This is a genomic window from Claveliimonas monacensis, from assembly GCF_014982975.1.
Lineage (GTDB): Bacteria > Bacillota > Clostridia > Lachnospirales > Lachnospiraceae > Claveliimonas > Claveliimonas monacensis.
Genome location: NZ_JADCKL010000011.1, coordinates 48,896 through 63,853, shown reverse-complemented (window position 1 = coordinate 63,853; position 14,958 = coordinate 48,896). Strand labels below are relative to the sequence as shown.

Annotated in this window: 9 protein-coding genes; all 9 read right to left on the bottom strand. The window is 39.0% G+C overall.

The window, feature by feature from the left end; genetic code table 11:
* Window positions 1–561: 561 nt before the first annotated feature.
* On the bottom strand, window positions 562–2,973 hold the full coding sequence (locus INF30_RS11800) for a hypothetical protein (RefSeq protein ID WP_226395327.1): 2,412 nt from the start codon (window positions 2,971–2,973) through the stop codon (window positions 562–564).
* The gene (locus INF30_RS11795) at window positions 2,936–5,086 is read right to left on the bottom strand and encodes a hypothetical protein (protein WP_226395326.1); all 2,151 of its coding nucleotides are present in this window, start codon (window positions 5,084–5,086) and stop codon (window positions 2,936–2,938) included. Before INF30_RS11795 ends, INF30_RS11800 begins: the two co-directional genes overlap by 38 nt.
* 75 nt (window positions 5,087–5,161) lie before the next feature.
* The gene (locus tag INF30_RS11790; protein ID WP_226395325.1) at window positions 5,162–6,121 is read right to left on the bottom strand and encodes a hypothetical protein; all 960 of its coding nucleotides are present in this window, start codon (window positions 6,119–6,121) and stop codon (window positions 5,162–5,164) included.
* Window positions 6,118–6,441, bottom strand: a complete 324-nt coding sequence (locus INF30_RS11785; protein WP_226395324.1) for a peptidylprolyl isomerase — start codon at window positions 6,439–6,441, stop codon at window positions 6,118–6,120. Before INF30_RS11785 ends, INF30_RS11790 begins: the two co-directional genes overlap by 4 nt.
* Before the next feature lie 17 nt (window positions 6,442–6,458).
* Window positions 6,459–6,869: a hypothetical protein gene (locus tag INF30_RS11780; protein WP_226395323.1), complete on the bottom strand. Its 411-nt coding sequence runs from the start codon at window positions 6,867–6,869 to the stop codon at window positions 6,459–6,461.
* Window positions 6,870–6,919: 50 nt separating this feature from the next.
* Window positions 6,920–9,007, bottom strand: coding sequence for a vWA domain-containing protein (locus tag INF30_RS11775; protein WP_226395322.1), 2,088 nt, complete (start codon window positions 9,005–9,007; stop codon window positions 6,920–6,922).
* Window positions 9,008–9,018: 11 nt separating this feature from the next.
* On the bottom strand, window positions 9,019–10,809 hold the full coding sequence (locus INF30_RS11770) for an AAA family ATPase (RefSeq protein ID WP_226395321.1): 1,791 nt from the start codon (window positions 10,807–10,809) through the stop codon (window positions 9,019–9,021).
* A 266-nt stretch (window positions 10,810–11,075) separates the two neighbouring features.
* On the bottom strand, window positions 11,076–12,782 hold the full coding sequence (locus tag INF30_RS11765; RefSeq protein WP_226395320.1) for an AAA family ATPase: 1,707 nt from the start codon (window positions 12,780–12,782) through the stop codon (window positions 11,076–11,078).
* Between the two features lie 343 nt (window positions 12,783–13,125).
* Window positions 13,126–14,847: an AAA family ATPase gene (locus tag INF30_RS11760; protein ID WP_226395319.1), complete on the bottom strand. Its 1,722-nt coding sequence runs from the start codon at window positions 14,845–14,847 to the stop codon at window positions 13,126–13,128.
* Between the last annotated feature and the right edge of the window lie 111 nt (window positions 14,848–14,958).

Genomic DNA, 14,958 nt, shown 5'->3' with positions numbered 1-14,958 from the left:
TTTACGAAAAAAAGACACCAAAAACAAACGTTTTGATGTCTTTCTATAGATATTATTCAAAATTAGTTTGAATGAAATTTCTCTTCCAGCGTTTACTGGAACAAAATATGTCTGCAACACTTTATTGCAAAAATATTTCATATAAACCGTATCACAGGTTTCCAGGAGTGTCAATCCATATTTCGTTTATAAAGCCGCTGTTCTACGTCTCTACCGTGTCAGTACATTGGCGGATCCAATGTAATAGCCAGAAGCATTGACGCTAAAGAATTATACAATTCGGATGTTTCAATATCGCAATATTGAAGAACACGTTTACCGTCACTTCCAGAAAAACTTGATGTTCCAGATCATGATCATGCTGTATAACACTTTTTGAGCGAATAAAACGGACACAATACCAGAGATTTTCCTGATACCGTGTCCGTTTTTCTTAATCTACGATCTATTCTTGTATCCTATATTTTATTTATATATCCATCCTACCCATATATCGGCCCTTTGAAGATTATAATCCTCACTACAGATTCATACCGCTTCAAACATAGCTTATTGAAGTCCTCAGATGGCACTCAAATATTCTTTCCAGGTATAAATTGTAGCTTTTTTATACTTTCCTGTGTCTGTAATGGAATTACTCCCATCCAAGGAATCCAGATACTGTGTATTCCCTTTTGTTGCAGATATATAGAGATAATAATCTTTTCGTACAAGCTGCTCCTGATCGATCATATTGGAATATTCAAAACTAATCATAGGGAATGCCCCTAAGCGGTCTGCCTTTTCTTTTACCAGTCTAAGCAATAAGGAGATTGCGTTTTTTCTCTCCTTCCCTGGAAGTCTTTTTATATATGCTCTTTCCAGAAACAGCACCAGCTTTTCATCAGAGCTGTCTCCAGCGGCATCCGGTGTCAGATCTGCGAACTGAATACGATGGTTCTCCTGCTCCTTCCATACTTTAGAGCCTTTCGTCAGCCGCAGAATCGCTCGTAGTACTGTTCGCTGCTTATAGGCAAGATAAAGAACCTTCTTATTCGAATCAAACGTTGCTAACAGACACTCTTTGTACATCCCATTCTTATAGCTTAGGCACGTACTTTCTGGTACTTCGCCAATCTGCATGACGGGAAGAAAACGGTCTTCCTCCCAAAGATGGAAGTGTCCTTGTTTCTTTTCCATATTTTCCTGCCATGTCTTCTGGGCAGGAAGCGATATATTCCAGGAGAGTTCCCTTTCCAAATCATTCTCATGATATTTCACCTCTCTAAATCGTCCTAAAAGTTCAGCCACAAGAAGCCTTCTCATACTTTCCACATTACGATTGTAGTCTTTGTGGTATTCATAGAGTATTTCCGCTCCACCCTCACACAGGAAAGACAGAATCTGTTCTTTATTCTCCTGAATAAACTCATTTGATATAGAAAAGAAATCCTTGAGCCAATCCCAATGCCGATCAGCCTCCAACATCTTTATCTTGGCTTCTTCCACATTCTTACAGCTTTCCAATTGCTCTATATTCTTGTAAAAATACCTCAGTTGAAAATGGTCCCGAATCTCTTTTAAAAAGTGCTCCATTTTTTCCCAAATTAAAAATGTTCTACAAATATCTTCTGCACTGACTCCTGAGATATTCCCAAATACTTCTTTTTTCCATCTGGAAAGGGACATCTTTGAAAGAAAGCCGGCCAATTTCTTCAGGTCTTCTTCCGATAAATCGGAAATAAGGAATTCACTATTTCCGCATTCCCGGATTACACGCAGCCGGTCATCTACCCTTTCATATGTAAGAAAATGGTACAGGGAAACATATTCCTCTGAAGGCAGTTCCATCAGTGTTTTCACCTCAGCAAATGTATAATTATTTCGGCACATATATTTTTTGTATTCACACTGCCATTTCAAACTTAAACAGCCCTGCAAATCCTTTCTATTTATTGAATTTAGATTCACGTAGTTTTTGTAAAAATCCTCATCTGCTAAAGCGGATTTATATGGCATCTTACTCAGAATTTCCGGATTTTCCCTGCATAACCGCAAAAAAGCTTTTTTTCTATTTTTGATTGCGTATATAAGCAGTTCATTCATATTTCTATACATATTCGGAATCATGCGGATATCCTCACCATACACGGTTGCAACATATCTCATTTTAGACATCCCGAGCTGTTCCCTTTCCTCTATTGTCCAGCTATGCTTATTGTGCCATTTTTTCAGTTCATAAAGCAGCTTCTCATCTTCCAGCCAGTATTGTATTACCCTGTTTTTTTGCTGCTCTTCAAGCGGCTCCAAGCATTCGCATAACAATGTCCCAATTTCTTCAGGAGCTTCTTTTAACTGTCGATAATTTTCCTCAGAAAGCCGCATTGTATCTTTCACATAGTTTGAGAGTGTCCTCAATATATCCCTAAGTTTTTGATCCTTTAGATCTACAAAAACCTCTGGTTTTGACGCAGAAACGCAAAGGAAATCAAACAAAAATAATTCATCATTTAAAATATACCTGGCATCTTCCGGAATAGCGTCTACTCCGCCCTGTACATATTCCTGAGTAAAGGAAATCCCTCTATTCACTCTCACCTTGTCCTCTTGATTGAGTCCTATTTCTCCATAATACTTTAAAAAAGAATATTCATTTCCTTTGTCTATTTCCGTACTCTGCAGTACATCACGAATGACTTCATAGGAATGTCTAGATAGCTCATCACGATTTGCTACTTCCAAAAGCGCTTCCACACGCTCATAAGGAACCGCATCTTCTTCCAGTCTTTCTGCAAGGTCGATCAGTTCTGGATTTTCAATGAATCGGCAGATGGTTTTCTGGTTGTATTTCTTTACCATGCTTGTTCTATTTCTTTTCTGTATTGCATGGATAAAATTACATAAGAAATGCTCCTTATATTTTCCTACATATATCCATCCGATTGGCTGCATTCCCTTATAAATTTGCAAATGCTGCACTATTTTCTGAATCATTTTGTTCTACCTCCGTATTTTTAATGATTTCTATTGCTTCTTTTGCATTTATCGTTCCTAAATCTCTTAGTTTCATGATCAGCGTCAAATATTCACTGCACGCTGTTAACACATGCCGTTCCATAATATAATGTTTCTGTACAAATTGCTTCACCACTGCAGCATTATTGCGAGATGAACCAAGCCCCAAAATTTCCCATCTGATCTTACCTAAAAACTTCGCTTCGTCCAGGCAGGCTAAATTGGCAATCGTATTCTGAACTTTTTGCTGTTCTTCTCGCTTTATCTTTTCGGCTACGCTTTTCCGTTCTTCTTCAACTCTCCTGTTATAGGCGGCTATCTCTTCCTGGTTAAAATATAATTTCCGTGCATAATTCATGAAAGAGGCATCCCCCTCATATTTTTCCAATTCCTTACACATCTCTCTACCAACATCTTGCGGTATCCATATCTTATTCTCTTTATTTGCCAAAAGATAAAGAAGAAACTCCATATAGGATTCCGTCATTTCCCGGAACACGGCTTCTTCAACCCAGCGAAATAACTGCCGGATCATTCCAACATTTAACTTTCCTTTTAAAAAATTCATGTCTTCAAATTTCCGCCAACTTCCTTTCCTAATATTGACTGTCTGAATCCAAAAATCCGGGATCTGAAAGATATCCTTTAGCTTGGCGGCAGAATACTTTTTCGAAAATAAACTTAAGACCCTCATTTTTTGCGGTGAATCTGCCTTTCTTACATATTCACCCAAATACCGTTCATAGATCTCTTTCCTGTCAGGACGTATTGCTCCTTCCAATAAAATACTTTTTGTCAGGCGAACCGGGTCCAGCAGATGTCTATCGCAGAGTTTCTGAAAAATACGGTTATATTTATCATCATATTTTTGAAACATCACTGTTCGATAATCTGTCCCCATTAATCTCCGGTATCTCTCCAAGTAGGTCAGCAGCTCTTCTTTTGTAAAATTATCACCAGCCAGAGTTTTCTCTACATAATGCTGGAACTCTTTTTGTCCAAGTTTTTCAAGCAACGGCTCATATTTCGCTGCCCGCAGGTCAATATGCAGCCATGACCAGTTAAAATTTCTGATATTACGCAGCTCATATAATAATAAATATACCTTTACATTTTTCACCTGCACCTGGCAGTGCATTGCTTCAAGAATTCCTTCCTGGCCTCCGATATGTACTGGATATTCTTTAAAATCTTGTATCAATTCTTTGCATAGTCGATACACATCGTCAGGATACTCTTCTTCCTGACTGCATACCCAAATACAGAATTTTTCGACTGCCCGTACTGTTGTAATAGAACGGCGTCCTGCACTATAAGATCCGATCCCATATCGGAGCATCCAGACATTTAAATAAAAAATCTCTTCTTTCTTATACCCATTTTGGGAAAGTATCTCGTAAACTCGGTTCTTCTCATGGGCAAAAGTATTCGGAAGTTTTATGATTGCCTTTAAAAGGGCCAGTTTTCTCCCTCTGGAAGTGCGGATTTGTTCGATGCAATTCCGAATAATCCATTCGTAAATCGGCACATACATATATGCATTTTTTTCTCTTTTCACTCCTAGAAGATCATTAAGACAATTTTTCCATCTTTCCCAGGCTTCCGGTACCTCTTCTTTCATCAATACCAAAACATAAAACAACTCTTCCGGTTTCTGGTACGGATATTCGAATAGCTCATTGCGTAATGTCTCCTTTTCATTTCTGTTGTCTGTCAATATATATAAAGCACTCTTCAGGTAAAGATCCTTGACAGCTTCCTTTTTGCACCGAATTATAAAGCTTGCATACTGATCTCCATGGAACATCTCTTTTTCAAATACATCCCTGCAGATCGCAAGAGCAAGTAATAGTGCCCTTCTTTTTTGAAGTGTGTCTTCCGTTTTATCCCTGTATCGTTCCAATACTTCACCGGGATATAAAAGCCCATATATTCCTTCCGAAGATTGTTTGTTTTCTAATAGGAAGGGATAGCGTAAAGGCAACTCCTTATAGGTTATACTTCTATTTTCTGTCTTTACCGCATTTAAAATCATCCGTGCATAATCAGAACATAATCTTAGATCAAGGATACCTTCGTATAATCTTTCCATATTCTTTCCTTTCCTGAAAGATAAAGGAGGAAGCAAAAGCCTCCCCCTTTTATTCACTGTGATTCATTTTTTATACTATAGTTCTTTCATAGCGTCCTTCTTAAAACTTCCACGATACTCACTTCGAACCGCCGGCGTGCTTCCTTTTTTTATTTTCTCATAGGTTTCCAGATACCGCTTTTTCCCGTCTTTTGGCAGGAGAGCTTTCCATTCCTCGAAATGCATGAACAGATCCAGATACTGGGGATTTAATACCACATATCCATGCAGAAGCCCATTGATAATCTGAATGAATTCTGATACACTGCTTTTCTCATTTGTACCGCTCAAATACCAATCCTGCAGCTTATCCAAAAAAGCTGTCAATTCTGTGTCTCCATACACCATGGGATAAAAATAAACTGGGTGTGAAGTTTCCTCTTCTTGTATCTGCCATACCCATTCGAACTGAAAATCAGAATACTTTGGAAGTAAATAGTGAAACACTTCGGTTCTTTCAATAAAATGTAAGATCTCAGCTAAGTCATCGGCTGCAATTGTGCGAAACACATAGGGGAATCCATCTACATCGAATCCTTCCAGGTAATAGTATGGATTTTTCTTTTCATCCAGCTTTTGCGCACCCGAAAGAATCCCTTCCCCGTCTTCAAGGATTTCTCTCACGGCATCTGCCGGATAATACTGATCCGCAAACCGTGTCAGGGAATTTGCAAGTTCCTGGTCCTCCCATGTCTCTGCCTGTGATTCCAAATCTTTTATGCCGTCGATAAAATCAAAGATTGCTCTGCCGAGAAGTTCCTCTCTTATGTTCTCTCTGGTTTCTGCAGTATCTGTCTCATCAAACTCCAGGATCTCACACCCTATTTCACTTATTTCATCACTGTCTGGTATGTATTTTAAAGTTCCGAGAGGTATTTCATTGACATGCTCCTCTGCATACCGGATTGCTTCCGGAAGATCTTTGATTGCTTCCGGAAGCTGAAGAGAAGATTGATAATAGGCCGAACAATATACGGTACAAGCTAAGATCTTCATATGCACACCTCAAGAAATTCGATTTCCCAGATCAGATTTTCAGGGATATGCGCCAAACCGTTTCGGTAATAGCGTCCTCCTTTTTCTGTAAAATCCCAATCGGAAGCCTTTCCGTAAGCAAACCAGGAGCCCTTACCATTATTCACACGAGAAATCTCATGCTCCGGCTGATCAGCGATCACAGAGTAAAAACCATTACTCTGAATAATATGAGGTTCCCGGATCTGCCCAACATACACTTTCTTATGATGGTCTTTGATCATAAAACGCTTTTTCTTTTGCACTGCTCTTTTCACTCTTGATAAATTCATATTTTTCATCCTGTTCTTCCTTTCTCTTATGCTGCATTACGGATCTGCTTTTCCTCTACTACCAGCAGATCATCATATACCTTTTGCGACATTCCATGCCTTTTTATGTAATTTCTCATTTCTTTTGGATTATGAAACAGTTTTGCTCTCCTCCCATCAGAAGTAAATACTCTCCCATCCCAGAATTTTTCTTTTCCTTCCTCACAATCTGCAGACAGAATTGCCCATGCCCTTCTGCAGATTTTAGGATCCATTCCGGTATACCAAAGATGTTTCAAGGCAAAGCTTTCTGCCTCTCTGAAGCTGCCAAAAAATCGTGCTTCCCACTCCTTTCCATACTGGATCCTTCCTTTTAAAATCTGGCGAAAATAAAGATTTTCCCCCAATTTGATCAAATATCCTACTTGAAAAAATCCTCTGATTACATTATTTTCCATAGTACTCTCTCCATATAAAAGTTTCTTCTCCTTCAGTTTCCTATTTTCTGTTACAGGATCATCTGCAATAATCTTTTGCAGATTTCTCCAGGAAGAGCTGATAGATCGCTTGTATTGATACAAGAATTCCCATAAATTTTATGGATTTCTTCCTGGTCTTCTCCAATCGCCGCCACAAGAAGATGGATCCCATCTCTGTGAAGTTCCTTCTGGATCTGTTTTAAATCATCTCTTGCTACTTCGCCTCCATAATCGCTTGCATTCGGTAACCCGTCACAAGTAAAGAATAAAAGCTTCTGCCTTTCCTTTCTTCTTTTTAGTTTTTCCTCCATATACTGCAAAGCCACTCCGTCCCGGTTGGCTCCGCCTGGTTTCATGTCAAGGATCCTTAATTTTTCATGATTCCTGTCCTCAAATTCCATGTAAGAATGAAGGCAAACCGTCTCTTTTCCAAAATGCTCAGGTCTTCGAAAGTCTGTGCAGTGCCCATATACGCATACTGGTATTTTCAAATACTGTGCGAATTCTACAATACAAAGTGTAGCCAATATAGAGGCAAGTCTTCTTCTCTCATCAATGGATGCGGACTGATCCATAAGGACTGCAATTGCCGTATTAAAATTATTTTTATCCGAAATTTTCGTTTTAAAAACCCGGTCCTGAGGATCCCACAAGTTTTTCATATCCAATGATTTTCCAAAGAATTGCTTCCTTCGTATTCTGGATTTTCTGGTCATCAGGATCGGCTGAACCAATACGAGGAATTCACTAAGTACCCTTTGAATTTCCGGCTTTATTTGCTCATACATCAATTCTGCCTTTTTGGATGGCTTATCCTTTCGTATGACTTCCTTTGGAATTGCTTCATTTACCGGATGGAATTTGACACCTTCCAGGAAATTTTTCAACGCTTCCCGCATTGCATCGGTCATCATCTTCTCTGTTTTTTCTTCTGCAAGCTCATGGCGGATCTTCCTTAACTCCCGGCTGATATCAATTTCCTTTGGAAAATCTACGGATAGTTCTTCCAATGGTTTTTTGTCCTCCGGATGTGCTTCTTTTATCTTTCCGGCTTCTGTAAAATCTTTTATATCCCCGTTTTGTCCATCCGGTCTTTCTTCTCCGGTTTCCTCTTTCCTATCCGCTCCGGTCCATTTCACATCAGAGGCATTCATTTCTTCCATGCGGTGCTCCCGGCAGATAGGCTCTTCTGAATACTGAGGCATTTGCGTCTGGATCTTTTCTGCGGTTTTCTTTATCAGATCCTCCTGCTTCTCTGGCGGCGTCTGCTCCATCATTTCTTGTAATTCCTCAATTTTTTCTAAGAGCAACGGCCAGATAGCAAGCAAAATCTGGTTCGTAGCAATAAAACGGCTGCTCTCTCTTACATCATGGGCCGCCTGATGGATCAGCGGTATACATTCTCTTAGAAAATCTGCATATAATTGTATTTCTCCATCCCATGCATTCACACGCTTCGTAAACATATATTCCGTAAGTACAGAGGCCATAGTTCCCAGCTTATCACCGCCTTTATCCAGCTTTTTTACGCTGTCGTAACGTTCCATAATACGTTTTCGATTCCCCTGTATCCCTCTCCGGATACTTCCCGGGAACCTTTTCATCATACGTTCTTCGATATAGACGTCTTCCAGCAATCCGTGAAGGGGTGCAGCCATGGTCAGATAGAGTTCGATTGCAATTCTGTCTTTCCGTACAAATAGTTCCTTCATCTGCTCTGCATACAGCCGCTCTTTTTCTGAACGTGGCTTAGGAAAATAAGGATATAGGATCCCGTTACTTATCCCTTCGACATATTTTTTCCGCAGATAAATACTGGAATAATTTTGATGTCCACATTCATGTCCCAGTACACCCAAAATACTTTCTCCACGCAGTTCCAATGATGGAAAACTCTGTGTGATTTCATTGAGCACATTGATATAAGTATAAGTGCCTTCAAAATAGCCCGCCCGGTTTTCATCCGGCGCTCCATAAGTCCGGACTTTTGCATTATGACGGTCTGTAATCTCTTTTCCCACGTGATGTAGCAGACGCATAAAACGAGGGGACGTAAAAAACTCATAATCGGAAAGCATTTTTTCCGCTTCGAGCAAGAATCTTTCTTTTCCTTCCATAATTAATCCTTTCACGCAGCTTGGAACAGGCTCATACAGGAAGCCCGGATCAATGCACGATCCTCTTCATCCGCAGAAAGTTTCGCAAGAACCGTATCCTCGGCTGCCTTTATCACATTGTTCAGGCGCATATACTCAATGGTCCAGTTTTCAAACTCACGGTATCCGCATACCCCTTTCTTGCCAAATTCCGTTTTCATAAGCTCGCCCATCTTGATAAACATCTCTGCCATTTTCCGCAGCATATCCTTTTCCCTGCAGCCGGTCCGATACATCACACGATCCACCAATTCTTCTGCAGTCAGCGGTTTTCTATGCTGCACTTTGTTCATCCGTGAGATAACAGAAAAGTCCATTTCCCGATTAGCCACATAATTTAAATTTGTTGTAATAAAGATAATTGCGTTAGGATCCCTTACAATCGTTTCTCCATAGATGAGGTCAATCTGTTTTGAATCATCCAACAGACGGTTCAATGCACCTAATGTTCCTGGTTCTGTAATCAGAGAAGCCTCCATGATTTCGATAACAGCCGGCATCCGGCAGCCTGTTATGATCTCCGATTCCTGCATCACATAATTACCTTCAGCTTTTGCCTTCTGATAGCCTGCCTGGGCCGCTCTTTCTAAAAGTGTCCGAAATGCTTCACTTTGCGTCGCATTTTCATTTAAATAACCACCCAATTTTTCAACTGCTTTTCCTGGAGCATTTACAAATTCCTTTAATGTTGGCATTTCTATCTTCTCCCGAAACTGCTTTCTGGAATTTGGATAGATACTCACTACCAGCTTGTTTTCATCTGTATCCGGGCCGCAGTTTAATGCGAAATAGGGAACCCCTAAGATTTGTGCAATAATCTGTGCATCTGTCGTTTTCCCTGTACCGGCGTCGCCTGTAACCATAAATTTCCGGAATGGCGACTCCACGATTGCAGAAAGGATATCCTGTGCATATTCTCCTACTCTCATATCTTCTGGAAGTGCAGGGATTTTGTTCCTATACTGACTGGGGACATCCCAATTTTGTCCGTACACTTCTTTCAGCTCTTTTAAAGTCCAGCTCCTTGCCTTTTCTTCTTCACCCAGGATCTCAAACTTTCCTTTTATCGCCGTATTCGGTGCATACAACTGACTTCGTACAGCTAATGGGGACAGCATTTCGATCCCATCCTGGTCAAGCTGAGATTTGTCGAACGGAATTTCTTCGTTGGGATACGCACTGACATTTTCCATTCTTCGGTACAGGTTATCACAGCAGAGGAAAGCAGCTTTTAATGCGTTCTTGGGATCTGGCCATCCATCCTGCATTTCTTTGGCAAGCGTAACAAAATTCTGGGCAAATTCCAGATTATAAAATGCTTCCTCTTTCTCCAGGCTTACATAAACCAACATTGCCAAGATTTCCTGCCCATCGCTTTCTTTCTGGCTGACTGCCGGAAGAGCTAAAAACTCTTTCTGATCGGATACGACAGATCCATGCATGCGTGCGCTTATGGGATTATAAATGAGCGCATAGGTGTCCCCGCCTTTTGGGTACTCCATACAATAAAAATTCAAAAGGCCATTATTCCCTCTTTGAATTCCGATTGCTCCGGAAGATTGCCGCAAATATATTTTTGCGACCGCCAATACCGCATACAAAGTAGCTGGGTGTAAAGTAGCCTGTTTCCCATCGTTGTACTGTGAAAGCCATCCTGCTTCAAATGTGGTTTTCCGAATTTTTAATTCTTTCATAAATTTAGAAAATGGCTCCGGTATTTCTTTTGCATACGTCCATGTATCAAATAATTTAATCTGTGCCATTGTTTTTTCTCCTTTCTTTTCTGGCAATAGATTTTAGGCATAAAAAAAGACAAGATATAAAATTCTTTCTATACCTTGTCTTCTTCATCCTATATATTTTTTTGCAGAATCTGCCATAATTTAACTTCTGCATATGCAGAACAAAATCAATATATGCCTGGAATTTTTATCCGACATAAAAATGATTACAAACTGATTATAGCATTCCCTCCATCTTCTGTCTATATATCCTGCGCAAACAGTATTCAAATGTATATTCGAAAATACTATAATATACCTTCTTCCTCGCCAATGAGCTGAACTTTACAGCGTTTCTTATAACAAGCAATACCGTATTTCAGGATTCTGTCAACCCCTTCATTTTTCAATTCCTCTTCATAATGGGTATTTACGATCTGTTCAAGGGCATTTTTACAACTTTCTTCCAGGTTCCCATCATGTGCATACTTTATTTCCAATATGATTCCTGTTGCACTATTTTCTGTTTCCACAACGATATCACTATAACCATCTCCAGTTTCCCGGTTAGAGGAAATTCCCCATTTATCTTTTACACCTAATATTCCCAGTAAAATACCATGATAGAAGTTTTCCTTCATTGGCTTTTTCACAAAAGTATCACGAATACTGATCGTCTTCTTAAGATACCCGGTAAAACATTGTTCTACTTCCCTGGCATCCCCTCTTTCCAGTGCATCACAGAATAGGTTCAAAGTATGTCCATCCTCTTTTACCTGTTCCTTAAAGAATTCCATGATCTGACTGGTGAAAATATTTCGAATCTCCACATTAGGGATTGCCAGAGAAATTTCATTTCCTTCCGGTCTGCCCTTTTGTGTTAAATAACCCGTTGTAAACAATACGCTCCACAGATTATCAATACTGCGGTACATATCTTTATACGTCAGTTCCTGCCTGATTTCTTTTTTAATTTCCTCACCTGCCACTAAACGTTCAATCTCTCTTTTTGTTGTTCCATTATCGGATTGTTCAATAAACACTCTCACTGCGTCATTACTACTGGTATTTATCCAATAATTCTGTGGCATTGCGTCCGGATTGCTCCTAAGTGTATCGCAGTAATTCAGCACATCCCACGGACAGTAGACATCAATATTCCCAAACCGATACCCATCATACCACTCTTTTACGATGTCATAATGGTCCATAAGTTCATAATATTGCAAAAGATTTCGAACCTCTGCATCTGTAAATCCAAAGTACTCATCAAATTCCACATCTACAACAGATCGTATTTTTAGATTATTTAATCCAGTAAAAATACTCTCGTTCGGAATCCTCATGCAGCCGACAAGCACTGCAAACTTCAGGCTCCTATTAGATTTAAGGGCCTGCTCAAACAGATTTCGGATTAGGAAGGTCATCTGCTCATAATAGCCATTCTCAAATGCTTTTGCAAGGGGAACGTCATATTCATCGATAAGAATGATCGTGTTTTTCTCATAATGTTTTTCTAATAAACGGGATAATTCACGAAGGCTTCCAAAAAGAGCTGTTTCATCCATATCTCTTTTTAACAGTTCTCTGAAACTGTTCTTATCGTTTTCAGATAATCGTGTGCTTTCCAATAAGTATTCCATTCCCGAAGCAGCTTCATTTATCACCCGGATTGCCATCTTAAAAGCAGTTTCATAAGTTTGTCCGTTGATTCCCTTTAACGAAATAGAGATTACCGGATACTGCCCCATATATTTCTCGCATAGTGCTTCTTGATTCATTATCTTCAGTCCTTTAAAGACCGAAGGATCACTATCAATGGAAAAGAAGGATTGAAGCATACTCATATTTAATGATTTGCCAAATCTTCTTGGTCTGGTAAAAAGATTTACTTCTCCCCAGTTATCAAGCAGGTCTTTGATCAATCCTGTCTTATCAATGTAGTAGAAATCATTTTTTCTCAATTTTTCAAAATCGTCTATTCCTGTCGGGAGTTTTCTTTTTAAAAATTCCATTTTTACACTCCATATCATTTTTAAATCTCTGCCATAATTAACTTGTTTCATAGAATACAGATGAAGTATCTTATACCGAACAATTAGTTTCTCCCTGCATATTTTGAAAGCGACATTGTTTTCCTGGCAATAGCGTTTATCCTCTAAAAAAGACAAGATATAAAATTCCTTCTATATCTTGTCTCCTTCATCTTATTTTTATCAGAGTCACAGAATCTGCAATGATTTTTCTTCTGCTTATACAGAATAAAATTAATATCTACCAAGGATTCTCTATCCAGCACAAAAATAATTGCAGACAAATCATATCCTTGTACTATCCGCTACTATCAATTTCTCCATCTTATTCTGAATGGTTCTCCATTCCTGCACTTCTTTTTCCTATCAATATCTTTTTACCACAAAATGCAAATCCATATTTTCTAATCTGCTCAGGAGAGATTCCTTTTTTGATCAATTCGGTAGCATACTTTTTCTGGTCAATCTGATCTAAGGCTGCTTCAACTGTTTGAGATAAGTCTTTCTCATCATCAGGATCCTGAATTTTAAACTCCATGAGTATTGCTGGATCTTTTTTATTTTTAGGCTCTAACATTACATCATAACGTCCGAAACCACTTTCCCGGTTTGATGTAATAGAATAGCGTTCTTCAAGATCAACAATTAGCCCTAAAACAAACCCGTGATAAAATCTTTCCGGTTCTGTAGCTTCTGACGGCATTTTCCCAGTATCAAAGAAACTGAACACCGAAGTTGCAACCCGGTTCATATATACGTTCATTGCTTTGATATCATCTTGTAAGAGTGCCTTCATAAATTCATTATAATTTGAAGCTGATGGCGAAAACCAGCTGCGAACCATCTTCTTTAACATAATAAGTACTTCAAAATTCGTAATACTCAATTCGTAAATCTGATTCCAGCCTCTACTGGTTTCCTTGACATAACTGCTATTTACTTTCAAATAACCGCTTGCCAGCATAAGACTCCAAATCGCATTTTCATCAATATCTAATTGACCATAAATAATCTGTTCATCAATTTCTGTATATATAGCCTCCTGACGCAACAGCCTTTCAAAAGACTCTTTAATCTGGACATTCCCTTCCTGCAAAACTTTCCCAATCAAATCATTGCTGCTGGTATTCACCCAATACGGTGCTGCCACTTTATTATCTAAATAGTTGATGATCGACCATGGATTATAAATATCTTTTATATCCCCAAAGCAAAACCCATCATACCATTTTTTCACTTCATTTTGTCGATCTTCCAACCCATATTCTTTTAGGGCATTTAATACCTCTTCCTTAGTAAACCCGAAGCAGTCCGCATATTCGTTAGATGTTGTTGTTATAACTTTCAAATGATTCAGTCCTGAGAAGATAGATTCCTTACTGACTCTGGTGATTCCGGTCATAATTCCACGCTCTAAGTCCGGATTATCTTTAAAGGTTGCATTTAACAAGTTTCTTATGAAGTCTGCAAGTTCCTGCCAGTATCCCTTCACATAAGCTTCCTGCATCGGCGTATCATATTCATCCAACAGTATGATTACGTTTTTTCCATAATACCGCTTCAAATAACAGGATAACTTCTTTAGAGTCAAGGTAGCCTCATATTCTGGCATATCTGCAGTGACTTCTAAAAACTCTTCCTTCTCCTGCTCATTTAGTGTGTTCCCGTCTAAAAGGAACCAATATTTTTGATAGAGCATTTGGATTGTTGCACATATTTTTTTTCTGGCATCTTCATAATTTCGTTCCTTAACTGATGAAAAACTTAATGAAACAACAGGATAGGTCCCTTGCAGATTTCGAAAACGTTCTTCTTTCCAGATCTCCATTTCTTCAAAATAATTGTTTTCCGCATACGCAATGGAAAAGAACTGTTCAACCATACTCATAGTCAAAGTCTTACCAAAGCGCCTTGGTCTGGTAATCAAGACCACTTCATCTTTTGAGTCCCACCACTCCTTAATGAATTTTGTTTTATCTATATAGAATACTTTTTCTTTCTGAATTTTAGAAAAATCCTGTAATCCAATTCCTACGACACGTGCCATATCATCATCACCTGCTTTTCCATATTCAAATTCTATATTATTATACTGGAATTTCTCTACTATTACAAGAAGAGCCGCCGCATCTCAGGCACAAACCAAGTGACACGGCAG